Source organism: Brevibacillus sp. B_LB10_24 (assembly GCF_046036945.1).
GTDB lineage: Bacteria > Bacillota > Bacilli > Brevibacillales > Brevibacillaceae > Brevibacillus_C.
In genome coordinates, this window is the sequence record NZ_JBJQOQ010000007.1 from 134,996 (window position 1) to 154,838 (window position 19,843).

Below are 19,843 nucleotides of genomic sequence, written 5' to 3' on the forward strand. Positions count from 1 at the left end.
GTACGGAAGAGTAGGTAAAAATTAAAGACAATTAAAACCCCAGCAGCCGCTTTACTTCCTTGACGGAACTGCGGCTTACGGGAATTTCACTCCTCCGATGATCCTGCATGATCAGGTGCACACAGCCGTGAAACCAGGGAACCAGCTCAGCCGTTTTCGTCAAGTTGACCAGATAGGCCCGATGCGTCCGGTAAAACTGATGCACTGGCAGCTTGCACTCCAATTCCTGCAGGGTAAACGAGGTGGCAAAGTTGTCCGATTCCGTGTAGATCATCGCGTACCGTCCCTCGACTGTCGCGAAGTATATTTCGTCCGGAGAGATCAGCAGAATTTTGCCGTTTCGCTCGACGGGAATGCGCTTGGGCTGCTGCCCAGATTCGCCCAGTACGTTTTGCAACAGGGAAGCGATCCGCTGTTCGACAGCGGCAGAAGCTTGTTTGTTCAGCAGTTTCCGCAGGCGGTTCACCGTTTTCTCCAGCCGCTGCTCGCTAAACGGCTTGACGATGTAATCGACTGCCTCCGTTTCAAATGCCCGAACGGCATGCACCTGGTACGCGCTGGCAAAGATGACGATCGGCGGCGGATCACACGTCTCCATGATCTCCTCCGCCACGTCCAATCCGTCCCGGTCGTGCAGATGAATGTCAAGAAAAACGGCATCCGGAGAGGCTTCGGGAATGCGCTCCAATGCTTCCACGCCGCTGGCCGCTTCCCCGACCACTGCGACATCGGAAAACTGTTCCAGCAAGTACCTCAGTTCGGCGCGCGCAGGCATTTCATCGTCAACGAGAAATACTTTTAACATAAGTCTTCACTCCAGCTGGCAGCGTAATCGTACAGGTCGTCCCCCTGCCCGCTTCGGTCTTGATCGCGATTCCGTAGGGGGAGCCGTAAATCGTCTGGATGCGGGCCCGCACATTTCCAAGCCCGATCCCGGACATTCGGCGCTTCTCCTCCGCATGTGCCAGATGCGGCAAGAAAGGATCGCCGCTGAAGCCTACCCCGTTGTCCTCCACGGTCAGCTCCAGCGTGCCGGCTCCGTTCATACGGGCCTGAATCGTTACCAGTCCGCCCTCCCGCTTGGGCAGCAATCCGTGCTTTACCGCGTTTTCGACCAACGGCTGCAGCAGCAGCGAAGGGATCAGACACTTCCGGGCACCAGGCTCGATGACATACTCCACCTGGAGTTTCTCGTCGAAGCGCGCCCTTTCAATGGCCAGATAGGCTTCGACATGCTCCAGTTCCTCTTCCAGGGTGACGAATTCACCGCTGTGATGAAGGTTGCGGCGGAAGTATTCACCCAGATGAAGCAGCAGCTCCCGCGCTTTCTCCGGACGGAAGCGAATGAACGAGACGATGGTATTCAAGGCGTTAAACAAAAAGTGCGGATTGATTTGCGCCTGCAGCGCCTTGATCTCGGCGTCGGCGAGCAGCCGGGCCTGCTGCTCCAGAGCCGCCAGCTCCAGCTGTGTGGAGATCAAGGTTCCCAAGCCGCGCACCAGCTCGAGGTCGACCGCCGACAGCTTGCTGTTTCGATCCTGATACAGCTTCAACACCCCGACCGCTTCGTGTTTCAGCATCAGCGGAACGAGAATCGCGCTGCGCAGTTGGCAATGCGGCTCGTTGCAGCCGATCTCCGCCTTGTTCGAAGCCAGCTTCATCACTTTATTCGACAAAACTTCCCGTGTCGCTTTGGTGCTGATCTCCTGCCCGGGTACGTGGTGTGTGCTGCCTTTGCCCACGTGGGCCAAAATGCGCTCCCGATCGGTAATCGCCACCGCAGCCACACGGGTGGTGCGCATGATCTCTCTGGCCAGTTTATCTGCGGAGCCGGGCGTCAGACCTTCCCGCAAAAACGACAAAGTCTTGTCCGCCACCCGCAGCGTCCGCTGGGCTTGCAGCGCTCCAATCCGATCTTCTTCGTTTTTGACCAGGTCGATAATAATCATGAAGACGGCGATGCCCAGCGAGTTGACGACCGACATCGGCACGCTGATCGCCTTGACCAGCTCCAGCGCCTGTTCCCACGGCCGGGCCAGCAGCAGAATAATGCCCATTTGGATCCATTCGGCGACAAACCCGACGCCAAGCCCGATGCTCCACGTCATCTCCCGGTGCCTGCGCCAGCGGAAAATCAACCCCGCCAAAATTCCTTCCACGATCGTCGAGACGGCGCAGGCCAGATCGGTAAAGCCGCCCAGACTATAGCGATGAGCTCCTGCGATCAATCCTGTTCCCAAACCAACCCAAGGTCCCGCCAACAGCCCGGCGACGACTGTCCCGATCACCCGCGAATTGGCGATCGCGTCCTGGTAAGGGACCCCCATGTAGGTCCCCATGATCGATATGCCGGAAAAGATCGCAACCATCAGCGCCTTCTCTTTCAGGGTCGCCTGCCGGTGAAGCGTGCTGCGAAACGCCTTTACCCTGGTCAGCAAAAAGGCGGCTACCACCAGCACAGCCGTACGTTCAGCCATGGAGATCATCAAAGGGTCAAACAAGGGGTACACGAGCACTCCTTCTTTCTGGACGAATCTTGCGAATTGTAGGATTTTACCACTATTATCACCGTGTGAAGCTGCCCGGGTCAAGAGACCAACTGGTTCCCGCAAGAAAGCCCAAAAAAATAAAACAATCCATAGATATCTTCATTATATTTTTAAAAATACTTGGGATTTAGATTTTAGGGTAGTAGAATTTCTCTAATAACTATAAAATGCACCATATTTGTATTATAAAATGGTTATTCATAGCCCATACTTTACTTTAAGAGGTGTTAAAATATGTACGAATATCTATCGAAACTGTATTATAAAGATTTAAACAAATATTTATTAGAGTATGAAAAACGTATTCATTCTTATGGAACAGTAAAGTTGCCGTTTTATATTCGACCCTATAAAAGCAATGAGGAATTTGCCTGTTTTTACGTGAATCATGCCGAACTTGACTTACTTCACGATCAAATCATCAAACAAAGTAAAATGATTCAGTCTATAGTTAACAACTTGCCTGCAATTGCTGTTAACCAGTATATTCGAGCAAAACTTGTCGATGAACTTTTAAGCACAAATGAAATTGAAGGTGTTCGAAGTACAAAAGCCGAGATGGAAACTGTCATGGAAATAGTCGTCCGGAAAGAAAGCACTAAAAAAAATGTTCGTCACCTTAGCTTAATGAATTCCTACTTTAGCCTCCTTTCCGAAACCCATCCCACCTTAAAGAATGTCGAGCAAGTGAGAGAGATTTACAATCATTTAGTCGAACAGGAATTAAAAAAAGAAGATCGTCTAGATGGTGTACTCTTTCGCAAACAGTCGGTCGATGTTGTGACCTCAACTGATAAAGTCGTTCATAGAGGAGTTTACCCTGAGCAATCAATCAACACTCATCTCATGAATATGATCAGTTACCTTAATGAGCACAACTCCCCGATGTTGTATAAAATCGCCATTTCCCACTATTATTTTGGTTACATTCATCCTTTTTATGACGGCAACGGTCGTACATCAAGATATATCAGCAGCATGTATTTGTTAAATGAACTGGATCGGTTGACAGCATTAACTCTCTCTAATTCAACGAATAAATTAAAACATCTTTATTATGATGCATTCGCAGAGTGCAACAACCCTCAGAATAAGGGTGAACTAACCGTCTTTTGTAAAGTATTCTTTGAAATTATTCACACTGCCCAAAATGATATCCTAAAAGATTTATCGGAAAAACAAAAACAGATGGAACAATTAGTGGTCTGGGTTCAACAACTTGCGCTAAGAGATGAAATTAGTGAGAGCATTTTATTCAATATCGGTCAAAATGACATTTTTGGGATTGAAGGAAAGGGACTCACCAAAAAAGAGTTAATCCAGATAACCGGAAAAACGGAATATGTTGTTCGAAAAACATTTGAGAGCCTTAAAAAACAGGGTTATATTGAATTCCTTAAAAGAAGACCAATTGAGGTAACGTTAAATAAATCCGTATTTCAAAAGTAACTGCCGTAAAAAAATGAAAGGATCCTCTTGGGGCGACAGTTGTGGGCTTCTTTCCACCGTCTGTTGAAAAAGGGGATCCTTTCAATTAACAAGAAAGCAATTTCAATATAGCGAATCGCTTATAAATTCACACTTGTATCGGAAGGGACAAGCTTCTTTGCATCCTGCGGCCGCCGCGATTGAATGAACAGGACAATAGCGACCAGACAGTACCCGATCACGTCGGAAATGATATGCGGCTCAATCAGCATCGCTCCGCCGACGAACAGGATAATGCGCTCCCAGACTTGCGTGCGGCGTATGAAATACCCCATTGCCGAACTGCTGATCCCGATCATCCCGATCAAGGCGGACAGCAGTCCGAAAAAGAGTGTCACAGGCTTATAGTCCACCAAAATGAGCACCGGATTGTACACGAACATATACGGAATGAGAAATGCCGCCAGGGCCAGTTTCGTGGCGATTACCCCTGTCTTGAACGGATTGGCCCTGGCTATGCCCGCCCCCGCGTAAGCCGCCAAACAGACTGGCGGGGTGATATCGGCGACAATCCCGAAGTAAAAGACAAACAGGTGGGCGGCCATGGCCGGGACATCAAGGGCGATCAAGGCGGGGGCCGCCACGGTTGCCGTCACCACGTAGTTTGCCGTAGTGGGAAGGCCCATTCCCAAAATGATGCAGGCGATCATCGTGAAAAACAGGGTGAGGATCAGCACATTGCCTGCCAGCATAATAATTCCCCCGGCGATTTTGGAACCAAGGCCCGTCAACACCACGACTCCGACAATGATCCCGGCGCAGGCGCATGCGGCGATGACGGGCAGCGCTGCTCTCGCCCCCTGCTCTAAAGCGTCGATGAAGCCTCTTACTGTAAACCGGGTTTCTCTAGAGAAAAAGCTGACGACAAACGCCACGGCAATTCCGATCAAGGCGGCTCTGATCGGTGTCTTTCCGCTCAGCAGCGTGTAGATGATCATCAACAACGGCAGCAGAAGGTAGCCTTGCTTGATCAGCAATTCCTTCAGCCTGGGCAGTTGGCTTGCGGGCAAACCCAATATGCCTTGTTTTTTGGATTCAAAATGAACGCCCAAAAAGACGCCGGTAAAGTAAAGTACGGCAGGGATCGCAGCGTAAATCATAATTTGACTGTACGGGACACCGGTATACTCCGCCATGATGAAAGCAGCGGCACCCATGACAGGGGGCATTATCTGGCCGCCGGTAGAGGCCGAAGCTTCCGTCGCCGCAGCGAATTCCGGCTTGTACCCTGTTTTTTTCATCATCGGAATGGTAAAAGACCCGGAGCCGACCGTGTTGGCTACGGAGCTGCCCGTAATCATTCCCTGCAGGGCGCTGGCTGCGACCGCCGCTTTGGCGGGTCCGCCGGTAAACCTTCCCGTCATCGCGAAGGCCAGATCGTTAAAATACTTTCCGATGCCGGTTTTCGTCAGCATCACGCCGAAGAATAAAAAGAGGAAGATAAAAGTGGATGAGACGCGGATGGGAATCCCGAAAATGCCGTCTGTTTTAAAATAGAGATCAGAGGACAAGACAGACCAGCTGAAACCGCGATGGGAAAACATCGGAAGTTTATTTCCCCACAGGGCGTAGGCGATGGCGGCGATGGCGACGACAACGATCGGCAATCCGACGCAGCGCCGCGTCGCCTCGAGCACCAGCAGCACGCCGAGCGATGCGACGACGATATCCATCGCTGTATAACCGAAAGAGGTTCTTTTCAACAGAGCATCAAATTCAAACACGTTATAATAGCAGACAAATATCGCCACGAAAGCGAGAATGATGTCGTACCAGGGCACGCCTGTCTGTTTCCTGTGCATCCCCGCTTTGATCGGGTACAAGAGAAAGATCAAGCCCAGCGCCGTTCCGAGGTGAACAGCTCCCTGAATCTGTGACTGCAGGATGCCAAACCAGGCCGTGTACATGTGGAAGACAGTCAAGGAAACCCCTAAAAATGTTACGACCCAAGCCCATAAGCCAAGATTTTTGCGGAACGTGCTCTCACGGTCGTACTTCTCCAAAATTTCTTCTACAGATAGTTGATTTTCTTGTTTTGCGTTTTTGGCCAAGCATTTCACCGCCTTCTGTCATTTCAGAAAAAAGGCCAGACACAGAGTGTGTGGCCTTGTATGCTTGCTATGTCATCGGGATTTATTGCAATACGCCGATTTCCTTATAGTATTTTTCCGCCCCCGGGTGCATGGGCAGTCCCTGCGAACCGTTCAAGGCGTTTTCCTTTGTCATGCTGACAGCCTGTGCGTGCGTATTTTGGTCTGCCTTTTCAATCATCACCTTCGCCAGCTGATATGCCAGATCGTCGCTGATTTTGTCCGTGCTGCCGACCAGGATGGCAAAAGCCGAAATCGTATGGATATCCTCTTTTATCCATTCATACGTCCCTGCCGGAATGGCGTATTCGGTATACCCCGTCTTTTGCGTAATGGCAGCCAGCTCCGAACCGGTGATCTGCAGAAGCTTCGCATCCTTCGTTGCGGCTTGCAGTTCGGCGATGCTGGAGGCAGGAGCGCCCAAGATGCCGAAGGAAGCGTCAATGGTTCCGTCCTGCAAACGGTCCTTGGCAGCGCCGAACCCTTCGGAAAACGAGGTGTAGTCCCCTTCCTTGATGCCGTACGCTTCGAGAATCACCTTGGAAATCGTGTTCGTGGTGCTTCCGCCCGGGCCGATTGCGATGCGTTTTCCCTTCAGATCGGCAATCGAGTTGATGCCGCTGTTTTCCCTGACGAGGATTTGCACCACTTCAGGGTAGATGTGGCCGATAAAACCGAAGTTGGTCACTTTATGGTCTTTAAAATCTTCTTCTCCGTTGTAAGCCTCCAGGGCTGTCTTGTGAACGGCCATTCCGAGATCCAGTTCCCCCGTGCCGATTTTGACCAGGTTTTCAACGGAGGCTCCTGTCGCCGTAGCCGTGATGTTCACGCTATCAATATTTTTGTTCCATACATTGGCCATTTCGCCGCCCAGCGGATAATAGGTGCCGCCTGTACTCCCGGTACCGAGGACCAGCTCTTGCTTGGTGCCGGAGGCTTGCGGTGTTTGGGCCGGCTGCTGTGCCCCTTGCCCGCCTGATTCACCTGCTGGCTGGGAACTCCCCGTCCCTCCGCCTCCGCAAGCGGCCAATGCCAATGCCAGAGACAGCAGCAGAGCGAGCAATGTCAGGATTTTCCTGTTCAATGTACAATTCCCCCTTTTGGCTTTTTCCCTATGTAAATGACATGCTGCGAACAAAGTAATAAGACTGATAATCTATCTGATTATTCAAATTTGATAGACATACTTGAAATATTACTATAAACAAAATATTCATTCAATATTTTCTCTGCTTTTTTTTTCCAAATCAACGACAAAAAGCCCGCCTCCCCTCCATCGGGAAAGCAGACTTTGCCACTCGCCTGTATCAAAGGTTGCCGCGGCGCTCCTGTTCACGCTCCAACGCTTCAAACAGCGCCTTGAAATTGCCGTTGCCAAAACCGCGGGCTCCCTTGCGCTGGATGATTTCGATGAACAGCGTGGGGCGGTCGACGATCGGCTTGCTGAATAGCTGCAGCAGGTAGCCTTCGTCGTCGCGGTCTACGAGAATCCGCAGTTTGCGGAGCTCCTCCAGGTCCTCGTCAATGCTGCCAACGCGGTCCTTCAAGTCCTCATAGTACGTGTCCGGTACGTGCAGAAAATCGACGCCGTTCTCCCGCAGCTTTGCAACGGTGCTGACGATATCTGTGGTGAGCAAAGCGATATGCTGCACACCCTGGCCCCGGTAAAATTCCAGGAACTCCTGAATTTGCGATTTGCGCTTGCCTTCCGCCGGCTCATTGATGGGGAACTTGATCCGTCCGCCACCGCCCTGCATCACTTTGGACATCAGGGCGGAGTACTCCGTCGAGATGTCGTCATCCTTGAAATTTTGCACGGCAGTAAAGCCCATCACCTTTTCATAGTAGCCCACCCACTCATCCATCACTTCCACATTGCCGACGATGTGGTCGATCCCGATCAGGCCGGTGCCGTCAGCCTGGACGGGGGAATCGTATGGGACAAATCCCGGGAAAAAGAGGCCTTTGTACTGCTTTCGCTCAATCAGCGAGTGAACCGTGTCGCCGTACGTGCGAATCGTCGCTTTTTTCACCGTCCCGTCCAGATCGGAAAATTCAGTCGGTTCCATCACCGGAACAGCCCCGCGTGAAACCGCTTCCCGAAAAGCCTGGTCGCAGTCCTCCACCGTAAGAGCAATATCTTTAACCCCTTCGCCATGCTCCCTGACAAACTCGGCGATCGGGTGTTCCGGCACAAGTGCCCCGCTCACGACAAAGGTCAGGTGATTTTGTTTCAGCACATAGGACACCTTCTCGCGCGATCCCGTCTCCAGGCCCGAATAGGCTGTCGCCTTGAAGCCGAACGCCTTGGTTAAGTAATGCATGGCCTGTTTGGCATTGCCCACGTAAAACTCCACGTGATCCCAATCCTTGATCGGAAAAAAATCAGTCGCCATTGCTCTTCCCTCCAAAATAGATTTACTCTGAGATTAATTGGGAAGTACTCGTCCCCGCAAGAACACGGATTGCCGCATAACTGCTTTGAAACGTTGCAGCAATAGATTGATATGATACCCAGCATATTCGCAACCAGGACCGCAAGTGAACAAACTGGCAGCGTCAGCAGGGAATCTGGTTTCCGGCAGATAAGTATACACAGGGAAGAGAGCAACAGCGAAAGGAAGGGAATTGGGCATGGGCAAATCACATTGGGACAGCCAGGTCACACAGGAGTGGAACCGAAACGCAGCCAACTGGCATTCGCGCAGCAAGGAGATGTGGGAGTCAGGGAGCCGCAAAACGGTGCTGCCGCTGTTTACCCGCCTGGTCGCGGCAGACAGCGGCCCGGTCCTGGATGCCGGCTGCGGCGACGGGTACGCCAGCCTGAAGCTGGCCCGCGGCGGCTACCGCGTGCAGGGTGTGGATATCTCTGACGACATGGTCCGGCTGGCCAACCAGCAGGCTGCCGGCGTGAATGGCGTCTCCTTTCAAACCGGCGACGTGACGGGGCTGCCTTTCGCCGACGGCGCTTTTGCGGGGATCCTCTCAATCAACGTCGTAGAGTGGACGGAGCGGCCGCTTGCCGCGCTGGAAGAATTTCACCGTCTGCTGCATCCGGGGGGCGTCCTTCTGCTCGGGATTCTCGGCCCGACTGCCGGACCGCGCGGCTACAGCTTTCCGCGTCTGTACGGAAAGCCGGCGATTCAAAACACGATGATGCCGTGGGAGGCATGCCGGCTGGCCGAGGAGACCGGTTTTCGCCTCCTTGCCGAAGAGCATGTCTACAAGGAAGGAGTGACACCCGACATCGCCGGCCGTCTGTCTGTGGAACTGCGGCAGGCTGTCAGCTTCATGACCCTGTTCGGACTGAGAAAGCAAGGAACAGCAGCGTCCGGTTGAAGCAGAGCGAAATACTATGTTATGGGGACATTTGGTCAGATAGGGTATAGAAGAAACCGAAGCGCTTTAGACTGAACCTCATACATGAAACAGCGGCGACCTAAGACCTGAAAATAAGGTCTTAGACTTGCCGCTGTTTTTATTGAACCTATCATATCCGCCCCTTCCCTCCAAAGTCAGTAAACTTGCCGCGAGAATTGTTTTTGTAAGAACAACTTCGTGTTCATAGGGAATCACCGGGTCTTCTGTGCCATGTATAACAAGCGCGGGAACTTCGATTTCTTCAGTTCTAAACAGATGCTATTGCGGTACCTCCGTGACTTAATTCACGTTCCAGTTCGCAATCATCCCCCTAGCCATTTCCATATCGGTTTCTTTCCCTGTCGTTAGTGCGAACTTGGCTACCATAGCCGGATACGCGGCCCATTGCTCCGCGATATGCTCATTCATGCGAGGCCATGTTCTTCCCCCTGCTTTTTCATATCGTCCTAACAAATCCCGCAGTCCCTTATCACCAAAGAGGGCATAAAGGATCACAAAATCCTTGCCTGGATCGGCAATCTCAGCTTCTGTCCAGTCAATCAATCCGGTTACGCGCTGACTATCGTCAACGAGAATATGTGGGGGGTGTAAATCCCCATGATTAAAAACCGAATGTTCCGGCCAATACGTGTCCGTGGACAACCATGCCATCCATCTGTCATACAACTTAGCAGGGATGGTAAAGCTTTGTTTTATTTCCTCGATATTGGCGGCGAAAGCATCTCGTGCCTCCTTCGGCGTTTTGTAACGTACGCCTTCCCGTACCGCTTCTCCGTGTTCAATGGTATGCAATGACGCTAATGTGGTGGCTAGGGAATGAAAGAATTCAACCGAGAGTGATTTCTGAGGGAACAATCGTCATCCTTTGCAAATGCAACGAAAAAATCCAAGCCTGATTCGTTTACATCAAAATGATCGGGATTCAGCTGCAAACCGTTTTGTGCGGCGCAGGCTAAGAGCTCGCGCTTCACATCCTGATAATCATTCGAATTTTCTCTTTTCATAAAGGCACTCTCCTTATCGGCAAAATAAAAAACACAGACAATGAAACGTCTGTGCAGCCGTAATCGAAATATGAAATGCCCTATGCCCGCAATTATCATAACTCATAAGGTCGGAAAAGAACCACTCCAAATACGAGTGATGATTACGAAAGGCGAACTCACGTCAGCAGGCAAACCAATCCCGATTACTCTGCACAATACAGGGCAGAAATAGCAGTCGCAAATATTTGCAATGCTTTTAAAATCGGGATTAAATTAGCACACGTAACCCTCCATTCGCCATATAACACGATATTATCATATACAAGTCAAACAATCTACAGCGTTTAACGATTCCTGCCCGTTAGCGTGATGATTCTCGTTCAGTCTATATCTTTTTTTGTTTAGTCAGAAGCCATTCATCTGACCAAGTCTTTGGCACATAAACAAAACGAAGGCAGCTGCCGGAACACCTCAATTGGCAGCTGCCTTCGCGTCTTCGCTTGACTTACGTGTATTTGACCTCGGGCATCAGGTCGGGGTGATTGGTGCAAATCTGAATATCGTGATGCCAGCCCATGATCGTCCGCATCACCTGCGGGTTGTCTACTGTCCAGGCGATCACTGTATAACCATCGGCGATGGCAAGCTGGACGAAGTCGGCCGTCAGGTACGGGTAGGCCATGGAAATCACAGAGGCGCCGGCAGCCTGCAGCTGTTCAAAGAGCAGCACGGGTTTGCCGCAGAAGATCAGCCCGGTTTTGATCCCCGGAGCAAGCGCGTGCACGCACCTGATTGCCTCGTGCTGAAAGGAAGTGATGTACACCTCTGAAGCCATGTCGAAATGTTCGACCAACTGGACTACTTTCTTCACCTGCTCGAAATGCCACTCGCCAGCCAGTTTCAACTCGATGTTGAGCGTACATTTGCCCTTGACCGCGGTCAGCGCCTCTTCCAGTGTCGGGATGGGTTCTCCGCTGAAGCGGGCGTCCATCCAGCCGCCGGCGTCCAATTCCTTCAATTGCCGGCAGGTATGGTCGGTCAGCAAGCCTTTGCCATCAGTCGTCCGCTCCAGCGTAAAGTCGTGAAACAGCACCGGCACTCCGTCCGCGGAGAACTGTACATCCACCTCAATCGCCCGAACAGACGGTTCCGAAAGCGCAAGCTTGATTGCCGCCATCGTATTTTCCGGCGCCTTGCCGCTCCAGCCGCGATGAGCCATACAGATGTTCATGGACACCCCTCCATTACTTTTTCAACAGTTTTTGCGCTTTCTCTGCCGCCTTGCTGATCGCCTCATCCGGCGTCGCCTGTCCCAGTACGGCCCGCCCGATTTCCGTCATGATGATCTCTTGCAGCTCCTTGTAGCCCGGTACCATCGGACGAGGCTTGGCGTACTCCAACTGTTTGACGGCGACCTGGAAATTGGGCGTCTGCTCGTAAGCCTTTTTCATCTCGTCAGACTCTACCGCTTCCTTGGTCACAGGCATGTAGCCGGTTTCCAGCGACCACGGGATGGTCTGCTTGGTATCGGTCATCCACGAGACAAACTCCCATGCCGCCTTTTTCTCGGCCTCCGAAGATTTGGCGAGGATGACCAGGTTGGCTCCGCCCGTAGGCGCGCCGTAGCTTTTGTTTGCCGGCATAAAGGCCGTTCCCACATCAAATGCAGCGGAGTCCTGCAGCCCCTTCAAATCCCCGGTCGAGGTGAAGATCATGCCCACCTGTCCATTGATGAAGTCTTGTTTGGCTACGTCCCAGGCGTTGTACTTTTCGCCCGGCGGCGCTTTCATGACGCCTTCTTTCAGCATAGAGGTCCAGAACTCCAGGGGCGCTTTGCCCGCCTCGCTGTCAATCATCAGGTTCTTGCCGTCTTCGCTTAAAATCTGGCCGCCGCTTTGGAAAACGAGCGCTTCGTAGAACCAGATGTCGATCGGCGTAGAGAAACCGTAAGTGACGGTCTTGCCGTCCGTTTTTTTGGTCAGTTTCGCAGCGTACTGCCGCAGTTCTTCCCAGGTTTTCGGACCGTTCGGATCAAGTCCGGCCGCCTTCAGCATGTCGCGGTTTACGTACAAGAGCGGCGTGGATCGGTTAAACGGAATGGCGTAGAGTTTATCCTTCCAGTAAGAGTTGCCCAGCAGCCCGGGGATGTATCTGTCTTTCGCCTCAGCGGCGTACGGCCCGAGATCCTCCAGCACTTTCGCTTCGGCAAACGCGCCGATCGAACCGACCTCTACCATGGTCACGTCCGGCTGATTCCCGGCCGATACGGCAGCCAGCACCTTGGCGTGATTCTCGTAGTAATCCCCCTGGTAAGACGGTTTTACGACGATGTTTTTATGGGTGCTGTTAAATTCCTCCACGAGCTTTTTGACCATCTCGCCGTTCTTGCCGCCAAGCGCATACCAGAAGTCGATCTCGACCGGTTTGTTCTCCTCCTGCCGGGCGGCCTGCACGCTGCCCGAACCCTGCTCGCTTCTGGCTTCCTGTTTCCCGCAACCGACCAGTAGGCTCGACAGACATAACAGGAAAGCCATGATTCCGATGCTGCATTTTTTCACGATCCAACTCCTCCTCCGTTTACAACCGGGGTATCCCCGGATTATTTTGACTGGTAGACAAAAGCCCGAATAATCTGCCGCTGAGCAATAAAGAAGATCAGTAGAATCGGCAGGACGAGAATCATATTGCCCGCCATGATGACGTTCCAGAGCTTGCCCCCCTCTGACGCCTTCAGCATGGAAATCCCGATCGGCAGGGTGCGGACCTCGTCGCTGTTAGTCATGATCAGCGGCCAGAAGTAATCATTCCAGTGGTAGATGAAGCTGAACAGGCCAAACGTGACCAGCACCGGTTTGGCCAGCGGCACCATCACCCGCCACATGATCTTCCACTCCGAGGCGTTGTCGAGCCGGGCTGCCTCAATCACTTCGTCGGGAACCTGCAGAAACGACTGACGCAGCAAAAAGATACCAAAGGCGCTGGCGCCGTACGGCAGGATAAGTGCCCAAAGGGTATCGACCAATCCCCAGCTGCTCATCTCGACATAAATCGGCAAAAAGATCACCTGTGGCGGTATCATTAAGGCGATGAGCGTCAGCGCGAACAGCAGGTTGCGGCCGGGAAACCGGTAGCGGGCAAACGCGTAAGCCGCCGGAACGCCGGTCAAAAGCTGCAGGGCGAGGATGCCTCCTGCCACAAGCGCGCTGTTCGCCGCGTACGTCAAGAACGGTCCGGACTTCCAGGCCAGTCGAAAGTTTTCAAACTGCCATGTCTCCGGCAAAAAGGTAGGCGGAAACCGGTAGACTTCCGGCATCGTCTTGAACGCGGTCAGAAACATCCAGAGGAACGGAAAGACGAAGATCAGCGACACGGTGACGAGCAGTACCCATTCGACTGTCTTCCAGGAGATTGACCCCAGTTGCCTCACTTTTACCCCCTCCCTTCCTTCAGCGATAGTGAACGCGCTTCTCCATGAACCGGAAGTGAAGCAGCGTCAATGCACCGACTATGCCCAGCAGAACGACGGACGCAGCAGAGGCGATTCCGCCGTTGTAGAAATCCATTCCCTGCTCGTAAATGTAAAAGACAAGCATGTTCGTGCTGTTGACCGGCCCGCCCTGGGTCATGATGTAAATCGTGTCGAAGACCTGGAAGGAAGAGATCGTGTTGATCACCAGCAGGAAAAACAGGGTAGGCGACAGCATCGGGATCGTGATTTTCCACAAGGTTTTCCAGCCGGCCGACCGATCCAACGCAGCCGCTTCGTAAATCTCCCTGGGGATGCTTTGCAGACCGGCGATAAAAACCAGCGTGTTGTATCCGATCCCCTTCCAGACGCTGACGAGGATCAGTGAGACGAGGGCGCTTTTCGTATCCGCCAGCCAGGTGTAGGCCGGCAATCCGAGGAACTCTAGGATGGCGTTTAACAGCCCGTACTGGGGATCCATCAGCCACATCCAGAGCATCGCAACGGAGACCAGCGAGATGATGTGCGGACTGAACACGGCCACCTGGACGAGGCCGTAGATTTTCGCCTTCCGATTCAGCCACAGCGCCAGCAGCAGGGCCGCCCCGATGCCGAGCGCAACGGTGCTTGCGGTGTACAACAAGGTGTTTAACAGCACCTGGTAAAAATCAGCTTCTGCAAACAGCGCCGCGTAGTTGGCCGTCCCCGCCCATTCCATCTCATCCAGTGAAAGCAGGGACCAATCCTGAAAGCTGAGGTAGATCATATAGGCGATGGGAAAGAAAAAGAAGGCGGCAAAGAAGATCATGGCCGGTGCGACGTAGGCGTAAGGCCGTAGAGTTTGGGCCAGATCCGCCATTCGCTTCAGCGTCCACCTCGCCCCGATCCCTGAAGCCGGTGCCGTCGGTGTCATCTCCTGCCGCATTATGCCATGCCCCCCACCAGGAAGCGTCTCCGCATCTGCTCGCCCCGAGCAGGAATCCGCTCCCCTGTAGACTGATCAAACAGGTAGAGGCACTCGACCGGCACAGCAATCTGGACCTCCGCACCCGTCTCCAAGAGCGTCTCCGGGTCCTTTTTGACGATCACCTTGCCGCTTGGCACCTCCACGTGGTAGAGGACATCGGAACCGAGCACTTCCCTGGAGACGATTGTACCGCGCAAGACCAGAGAGGATTCCGGGACTAGAGGCTGCACGGCTGCCGGCATCATTACCGCCTTCTCCGGCCGGAAGCCGAGCAGTTTCCCCGCTTCTGCCGCCTGCAGGATGTTCATTGCTGGCGAGCCGATAAACTGCGCGACGAACAGGTTGGCCGGATCGTGGTACAAATCAAGCGGCGAAGCGACCTGCATGATCCTCCCCTCGTTCATCACGACGATCTGATCGCCCATCGTCATCGCTTCCACCTGATCGTGCGTCACATAGATGAACGTGCTGGAAAGCTGACGGTGGAGACTGGACAGCTCCACCCGCATCTGGTTTCGCAGCTTGGCATCCAGATTGGACAGCGGTTCGTCCATCAAAAAGACCTTCGGCTGCTTCACCATCGCCCGCCCCAATGCGACGCGCTGGCGCTGACCGCCCGACAATTGGGACGGCATCCGCTGCAGATACTCGCCGAGCCCTACCACGGCGGCAATTTCTCCAACCATTTTTTTACATTCCCTTTTTGCGATTCCCCGGTTGCGCAGGCCAAAGGCGATGTTGTCAAACACGGTCATCGTCGGATACAGCGCATAGTTTTGAAACACCATCGCCACATTCCGTTTTCCCGGGGGAAGCTCATTCACCCGTTGGCCGCCAATCCAAATATCTCCCTGAGATGCGCTCTCCAGACCGGCAATCATGCGCAGCGTAGTCGACTTGCCGCAGCCCGAGGGTCCCACCAACACGGTAAATGACCCGTCAGGAACGACCAGGTCAAGCCCTTTCACTACCGGTTGATTGTGAAATGTCTTTGCTACTTGCTGTAAGACGACTTGCGCCATCCCAATCCCCCCTGTCCTTTACGTAAGCAGTACCTGTGTACCCGACAGTGATGCTCAGCAACAACTTCAGGATAAAACCTGCTTGTTAATGGCAAGTGGAGCGTCTGTTAAGAAATGGAAAAGGTTTGGTAAACAGCGCAGCCTGCTTCTAGCTGTAGCAATGTCATGAATTTTTTACATTATGAAAATGATCCTTTACATTTTGCAAATGATCTTTTACAATCAGATCAACATCCATTCTTATCTCGGGGGTGAGGCCATGCTCGAAAACAGAGTTCGCGAACACCGCGCGCGGTTGAAGTGGTCGCAGCAAGACTTGGCCAATGCCGTTCAGGTTACCCGGCAAACAATCGGCCTCATCGAGAAGGGGGATTACGCTCCCTCTGTTGCCTTGGCGCTGAAAATTGCCCATGCATTTCGGGTTCCGGTTGAGGAAGTATTTTCACTGAGAGAGGAAGGTGAATAGGTTATGCTGCCCCGTCTGGTGCGCTCTCCTTTTATTCCGTTGGTCATGTTTGTGGGGTTGATCGGGTTTGTGTTTACCGTCGCTGAGGATGCCAGAGCACAAAGTTCGCTGGTATTTTTCGCGGCACTGCTGCTCGCCGCCGTCTTCCTGCTGTGGGTTATCCTGGTTCTGCAACACAACAAGAAGCATCCCCGGCAGAAAGTGTCTCTGAACAGTCTGCTGCCTCCCGAACTGCGCGAAATGGATGAAGGCGAAAGGTGGATCACCTTCAACGCCTGCCGCAATGTGTACATTTACTATACGTTCGCCCTGCCGATTTCCACTTCGTTCTGTATTTTGTTTCCCGATTTTCCGTACCTGGCGCTCTCGCTAATCGGAGTGCTGGGCGTCGGACAGTACATCGTGTACTGGTTGACCATCCGTAAACTGAACCAATACTAAATTTCTTTTTTGGAGGAAGACCATGACTGTATTTTGGCCGTATTTTCTCGTGTTTGCGCTCTCCGCTGTACCGATGGTCGAAGCGGTTGTGATGATTCCCGTGGGCATCGTCGCGGGATTATCGACATCACTGGTTACATTGCTTGCCTTTATGGGAAATGTAGTGACGCTCCTGCTTGCCATCCTGTTTATTGACCGGTTGAAAGGGTGGCGGGCCAGGAAAAAGGGGGAGACTGCCCCATCCAAGCGCCAGCAGCGGGCAAAACATCTGTGGAACAAGTACGGGCTGCCCGGCTTTTCCATACTTGGTCCGCTCCTGGTAGGCACTCATATCACCGCGGTGATGGGAATGTCTTTCGGGGCAACACAAAAGCAGATGACGATCTGGATCCTGATCAGTCTGGCTGCTTGGACGATTGCCGTTGCGGTGCTGTCACACTACGGTGTCGGTTTTTTTCAATCGAAAGATGGCGGCGGTTTGCTCTACGATCTGCTAAAACAATAAAGACGCCCTTGTAGGCGTCTCTTTCCGTTCACTAATCCTCCCCTTCTTCCCGGTGGCGAAACGAACGTGATTCCCTGACTTCCGGGTACTGCTTGGCCTGGATCAGCAAGTTTTCCAAAAAAAGGTAATGCCCTTCCAACAGCTCCACGTCTTTTCGGCCAAACCTGCTTGCTTGCAGGTACTGCTGCATCTCCAGGATAAACCGCTCCATTTTGATGTAAAAATCGTTCGCCCGAAGCATTTGCTCCACTTCAGGGTACTGCTCCTTCAGCCGTTTGATCTCATTGTACGTCTTGGTCCCCTCGAGGACGAGCTGGTAGACTGTCCGTTCGTAAGAAGCCTCCGTCGCCAGCCGGGCCTCCCGCCGCGCATCGCGCAAAGCGGACAAGTACGTGATAAAATGGAAAACAGTCAAAAACAGCGGACCTAAAAACAGAATGATGCCCGCTTTGTAGATGTGCGTATTGACATTGCTGTTGATCAATAAAAACAAGTGAAATAAAATAGCACCTAGCCACGAATAGATAATGACATGATGGTTGATCTTGCCCGCCTGCTCCTGGCGGGAAAATACGAAGGTAAGTCCCAGCAGATAAAAAGCGAGCAGCGTAAAGCTGGCGCTGAACAGAGCCATCTCCATCTCCTGCAGCCACTGGGCCTGATCAGGAATCTCAATAAAAAATTCAAAGGCGAGAACGAGCAGCACGAACAGGGAACCCAACACCCAAAATCTCGTCACGTCGCTGTCTACCTTCCGTTGGCTGCGGTGCTTCTCTACACGCGATTCTTTCAAAGCTACGTTCACCTCACTGCAAGTACAATTCGCCATATTTTGCGGTTCTCCTGTTCGCTCTATTCCTCGCGGGAAAATATTCGACACGGAGGTCTCCATGAATCTTATACCATTGCCGCCCCTGTTTCAGCAACGCATGAAAGAGCTGCTGCAGGGTGAATCCGACCCATTCTTCCAGAGTTATCAAGAGCAACCCTGGCACGGTTTAAGGGTAAATTCGCTGAAAGTGGACCCTGAGCTCTTCCGCCAGATCAGTCCTGTCCCGCTCCGGCCGATTCCCTGGTGCGGCTTCGGGTTTACCTATCCGCATACGGCCCGCCCTGGCAAACATCCCTTTCACGCCGCGGGCTTGTACTACATCCAAGAGCCAAGTGCGATGGCGGTGGCTGCCGCTCTGGACGCGCAGCCGGGTGAACGGGTGCTTGACTTGTGCGCGGCACCGGGTGGAAAATCCACCCAGATCGCCGCAGCGCTAGCCGGCGACGGCCTGTTGATCGCCAATGAAATTCATCCGGTCCGGGCGAAGGCCCTGTCTGAAAACATCGAACGGATGGGGGTCGCGAATGCGCTCGTAGTCAGCGAGACGCCGGAGCGATTAGCCGCCCGCTTTCCCCAGTATTTTGACCGCATCCTGGTCGACGCTCCCTGCTCAGGCGAAGGCATGTTTCGCAAGCTTCCGGAGGCGTGTGCAGACTGGTCGCCTGAAAAAGTAAGCGAATGCCACATGATGCAGACCCAGATCCTTCAGGCTGCCGCCCAGATGCTGAAGCCGGGAGGAATTCTAGTCTATTCCACCTGTACGTTCGCTCCGCTCGAAAACGAACAGACGATCGAAACATTTCTGGCGGCCCACCCGGAGTTTGAACTGCAGCCTGTCGCCCACCGGGAACATTTTGCCCCAGGGCGGCCGGAATGGTCTGAAAGCGGAGACAGGCAGCTGCGGCTCACGGCGCGGCTCTGGCCCCATCTGCTGACAGGAGAAGGGCATTTCATCGCAAGGCTGCAAAAACAGACAGATGCTGCCCCAGGGCACGGCCACCCGGAGGAAGGGCGCATCCAGCACAAAAAGAAGGGCAAGGCCGCGCAGCCCGCAGCCGCCGTCAGCCGGGAGGCGCTGGCACTGTGGCAGGCTTTTGCCGATGAGACTCTCCCTGGCCATCATGCGAATAACAACCGCCTGTCTGGCTTCACCCTCTTTGGTGATCAACTCTATGCGCTCCCCGATGAGCGGATCGACCTCGGCGGATTAAAAGTACTGCGGCCTGGCCTTCACTTGGGGACGGTAAAAAAACAGCGCTTTGAACCTGCGCACGCCCTGGCCCTGGCCTGCAAATCTGCTGATGCTGCTCGTACGGCAGATTTCCCCAGTGATTCCACCGAGGTGCTCCGCTATCTGAAAGGGGAGAGCCTGGCCTGTGACGGCAAGGCTGGCTGGACGCTGGCGACGGTAGACGGTTTTTCCCTCGGCTGGGGCAAGCAGTCAGGCGGGCAGCTGAAAAACCACTACCCGAAAGGGCTGCGCTGGACGTAAAAAAGCTGTCTTGCTCATCCGAGCAGGACAGCTTTTCTCTCTTTGCGGCGATGGACTCGATTGCGCCAGATGTGACTTGGCATCACGTTCAAACCTGCATCACGAAAAGGAATTTTATGTGTCTGAACGAATTCTTGTTACGAGATGACATGGTACAA

19 protein-coding genes are annotated in these 19,843 nt (G+C 53.1%); 6 read left to right on the plus strand and 13 right to left on the minus strand.

Annotated elements, in window-relative coordinates:
* Window positions 1-31: 31 nt before the first annotated feature.
* Entirely contained in the window at window positions 32-805 is a 774-nt protein-coding gene (locus tag ACI7RC_RS09235) for a LytR/AlgR family response regulator transcription factor (RefSeq protein ID WP_408107949.1), read from the minus strand.
* On the minus strand, window positions 783-2,486 hold the full coding sequence (locus ACI7RC_RS09240) for a LytS/YhcK type 5TM receptor domain-containing protein (RefSeq protein ID WP_408107997.1): 1,704 nt from the start codon (window positions 2,484-2,486) through the stop codon (window positions 783-785). The genes ACI7RC_RS09235 and ACI7RC_RS09240 overlap by 23 nt, the downstream gene beginning before the upstream one ends.
* Window positions 2,487-2,783: 297 nt before the next feature.
* Here ACI7RC_RS09240 and ACI7RC_RS09245 point away from each other — a divergent pair, with 297 nt between their 5' ends.
* Complete coding sequence (locus ACI7RC_RS09245; protein WP_408107950.1) at window positions 2,784-3,998, plus strand: Fic family protein; 1,215 nt, start codon at window positions 2,784-2,786, stop codon at window positions 3,996-3,998.
* A gap of 119 nt (window positions 3,999-4,117) precedes the next feature.
* Here the strand turns inward: ACI7RC_RS09245 and ACI7RC_RS09250 are convergent, their stop codons facing one another.
* The 3 genes from ACI7RC_RS09250 to hppD all read right to left on the minus strand — a co-directional run bounded on the left by ACI7RC_RS09250 (window position 4,118) and on the right by hppD (window position 8,523).
* The gene (locus ACI7RC_RS09250) at window positions 4,118-6,088 is read right to left on the minus strand and encodes a TRAP transporter permease (protein WP_408107951.1); all 1,971 of its coding nucleotides are present in this window, start codon (window positions 6,086-6,088) and stop codon (window positions 4,118-4,120) included.
* Window positions 6,089-6,170: 82 nt separating this feature from the next.
* Window positions 6,171-7,211 carry a TAXI family TRAP transporter solute-binding subunit gene (locus ACI7RC_RS09255; RefSeq protein WP_408107952.1) on the minus strand — a complete coding sequence of 347 codons (1,041 nt, stop codon included), beginning with the start codon at window positions 7,209-7,211 and terminating at the stop codon, window positions 6,171-6,173.
* Between the two features lie 223 nt (window positions 7,212-7,434).
* Complete coding sequence (gene hppD / locus ACI7RC_RS09260; protein WP_408107953.1) at window positions 7,435-8,523, minus strand: 4-hydroxyphenylpyruvate dioxygenase; 1,089 nt, start codon at window positions 8,521-8,523, stop codon at window positions 7,435-7,437.
* A 238-nt stretch (window positions 8,524-8,761) separates the two neighbouring features.
* Here hppD and ACI7RC_RS09265 point away from each other — a divergent pair, with 238 nt between their 5' ends.
* Window positions 8,762-9,466: a class I SAM-dependent methyltransferase gene (locus ACI7RC_RS09265; protein ID WP_408107954.1), complete on the plus strand. Its 705-nt coding sequence runs from the start codon at window positions 8,762-8,764 to the stop codon at window positions 9,464-9,466.
* 78 nt (window positions 9,467-9,544) lie between these two features.
* Here the strand turns inward: ACI7RC_RS09265 and ACI7RC_RS27815 are convergent, their stop codons facing one another.
* The 7 genes from ACI7RC_RS27815 to ACI7RC_RS09300 all read right to left on the minus strand — a co-directional run bounded on the left by ACI7RC_RS27815 (window position 9,545) and on the right by ACI7RC_RS09300 (window position 15,949).
* On the minus strand, window positions 9,545-9,763 hold the full coding sequence (locus ACI7RC_RS27815) for an alpha/beta fold hydrolase (protein ID WP_486303979.1): 219 nt from the start codon (window positions 9,761-9,763) through the stop codon (window positions 9,545-9,547).
* A gap of 24 nt (window positions 9,764-9,787) precedes the next feature.
* A complete protein-coding gene (locus ACI7RC_RS09275; RefSeq protein ID WP_408107955.1) occupies window positions 9,788-10,363 on the minus strand; it encodes a macrolide 2'-phosphotransferase in 576 nt (191 codons plus the stop codon).
* A gap of 636 nt (window positions 10,364-10,999) precedes the next feature.
* Window positions 11,000-11,725, minus strand: a complete 726-nt coding sequence (locus ACI7RC_RS09280; protein ID WP_408107956.1) for a glycerophosphodiester phosphodiesterase — start codon at window positions 11,723-11,725, stop codon at window positions 11,000-11,002.
* Between the two features lie 13 nt (window positions 11,726-11,738).
* A complete protein-coding gene (locus ACI7RC_RS09285) occupies window positions 11,739-13,028 on the minus strand; it encodes an ABC transporter substrate-binding protein (protein ID WP_408107998.1) in 1,290 nt (429 codons plus the stop codon).
* 65 nt (window positions 13,029-13,093) lie between these two features.
* Window positions 13,094-13,921: a carbohydrate ABC transporter permease gene (locus ACI7RC_RS09290; protein ID WP_408107957.1), complete on the minus strand. Its 828-nt coding sequence runs from the start codon at window positions 13,919-13,921 to the stop codon at window positions 13,094-13,096.
* A 19-nt stretch (window positions 13,922-13,940) separates the two neighbouring features.
* Entirely contained in the window at window positions 13,941-14,819 is an 879-nt protein-coding gene (locus tag ACI7RC_RS09295) for a carbohydrate ABC transporter permease (protein WP_408107999.1), read from the minus strand.
* A 65-nt stretch (window positions 14,820-14,884) separates the two neighbouring features.
* Window positions 14,885-15,949 (minus strand): ABC transporter ATP-binding protein, encoded by a 1,065-nt coding sequence (locus ACI7RC_RS09300; protein ID WP_408107958.1) that lies wholly within the window; start codon window positions 15,947-15,949, stop codon window positions 14,885-14,887.
* Between the two features lie 259 nt (window positions 15,950-16,208).
* On the opposite strand from ACI7RC_RS09300, the gene ACI7RC_RS09305 reads away from it, so the two are divergent.
* The 3 genes from ACI7RC_RS09305 to ACI7RC_RS09315 are packed head-to-tail and all read left to right on the plus strand — an operon-like array spanning window position 16,209 to window position 17,361.
* On the plus strand, window positions 16,209-16,415 hold the full coding sequence (locus ACI7RC_RS09305; RefSeq protein WP_408107959.1) for a helix-turn-helix transcriptional regulator: 207 nt from the start codon (window positions 16,209-16,211) through the stop codon (window positions 16,413-16,415).
* Window positions 16,416-16,418: 3 nt separating this feature from the next.
* The gene (locus ACI7RC_RS09310; protein WP_408107960.1) at window positions 16,419-16,856 is read left to right on the plus strand and encodes a hypothetical protein; all 438 of its coding nucleotides are present in this window, start codon (window positions 16,419-16,421) and stop codon (window positions 16,854-16,856) included.
* 22 nt (window positions 16,857-16,878) lie between these two features.
* Complete coding sequence (locus tag ACI7RC_RS09315; protein ID WP_408107961.1) at window positions 16,879-17,361, plus strand: small multi-drug export protein; 483 nt, start codon at window positions 16,879-16,881, stop codon at window positions 17,359-17,361.
* A 31-nt stretch (window positions 17,362-17,392) separates the two neighbouring features.
* On the opposite strand, the gene ACI7RC_RS09320 is transcribed toward ACI7RC_RS09315, so the two are convergent.
* The gene (locus ACI7RC_RS09320) at window positions 17,393-18,154 is read right to left on the minus strand and encodes a hypothetical protein (RefSeq protein WP_408108000.1); all 762 of its coding nucleotides are present in this window, start codon (window positions 18,152-18,154) and stop codon (window positions 17,393-17,395) included.
* Between the two features lie 97 nt (window positions 18,155-18,251).
* Here ACI7RC_RS09320 and ACI7RC_RS09325 point away from each other — a divergent pair, with 97 nt between their 5' ends.
* On the plus strand, window positions 18,252-19,685 hold the full coding sequence (locus tag ACI7RC_RS09325) for an RsmF rRNA methyltransferase first C-terminal domain-containing protein (protein ID WP_408107962.1): 1,434 nt from the start codon (window positions 18,252-18,254) through the stop codon (window positions 19,683-19,685).
* Window positions 19,686-19,843 lie beyond the last annotated feature (158 nt).

What these genes read in the sequence shown, in the direction of transcription:
- ACI7RC_RS09235 (WP_408107949.1), bottom strand. Translation starts at nt 805, where the DNA reads ATGTTAAAAGTATTTCTCGTTGACGATGAAATGCCTGCGCGCGCCGAA.
- ACI7RC_RS09240 (WP_408107997.1), bottom strand. Translation starts at nt 2,486, where the DNA reads ATGATCTCCATGGCTGAACGTACGGCTGTGCTGGTGGTAGCCGCCTTT.
- ACI7RC_RS09245 (WP_408107950.1), top strand. Translation starts at nt 2,784, where the DNA reads ATGTACGAATATCTATCGAAACTGTATTATAAAGATTTAAACAAATAT.
- hppD (WP_408107953.1), bottom strand. Translation starts at nt 8,523, where the DNA reads ATGGCGACTGATTTTTTTCCGATCAAGGATTGGGATCACGTGGAGTTT.
- ACI7RC_RS09265 (WP_408107954.1), top strand. Translation starts at nt 8,762, where the DNA reads ATGGGCAAATCACATTGGGACAGCCAGGTCACACAGGAGTGGAACCGA.
- ACI7RC_RS09280 (WP_408107956.1), bottom strand. Translation starts at nt 11,725, where the DNA reads ATGAACATCTGTATGGCTCATCGCGGCTGGAGCGGCAAGGCGCCGGAA.
- ACI7RC_RS09285 (WP_408107998.1), bottom strand. Translation starts at nt 13,028, where the DNA reads ATGGCTTTCCTGTTATGTCTGTCGAGCCTACTGGTCGGTTGCGGGAAA.
- ACI7RC_RS09295 (WP_408107999.1), bottom strand. Translation starts at nt 14,819, where the DNA reads ATGGCGGATCTGGCCCAAACTCTACGGCCTTACGCCTACGTCGCACCG.
- ACI7RC_RS09300 (WP_408107958.1), bottom strand. Translation starts at nt 15,949, where the DNA reads ATGGCGCAAGTCGTCTTACAGCAAGTAGCAAAGACATTTCACAATCAA.
- ACI7RC_RS09305 (WP_408107959.1), top strand. Translation starts at nt 16,209, where the DNA reads ATGCTCGAAAACAGAGTTCGCGAACACCGCGCGCGGTTGAAGTGGTCG.
- ACI7RC_RS09310 (WP_408107960.1), top strand. Translation starts at nt 16,419, where the DNA reads ATGCTGCCCCGTCTGGTGCGCTCTCCTTTTATTCCGTTGGTCATGTTT.
- ACI7RC_RS09315 (WP_408107961.1), top strand. Translation starts at nt 16,879, where the DNA reads ATGACTGTATTTTGGCCGTATTTTCTCGTGTTTGCGCTCTCCGCTGTA.
- ACI7RC_RS09325 (WP_408107962.1), top strand. Translation starts at nt 18,252, where the DNA reads ATGAATCTTATACCATTGCCGCCCCTGTTTCAGCAACGCATGAAAGAG.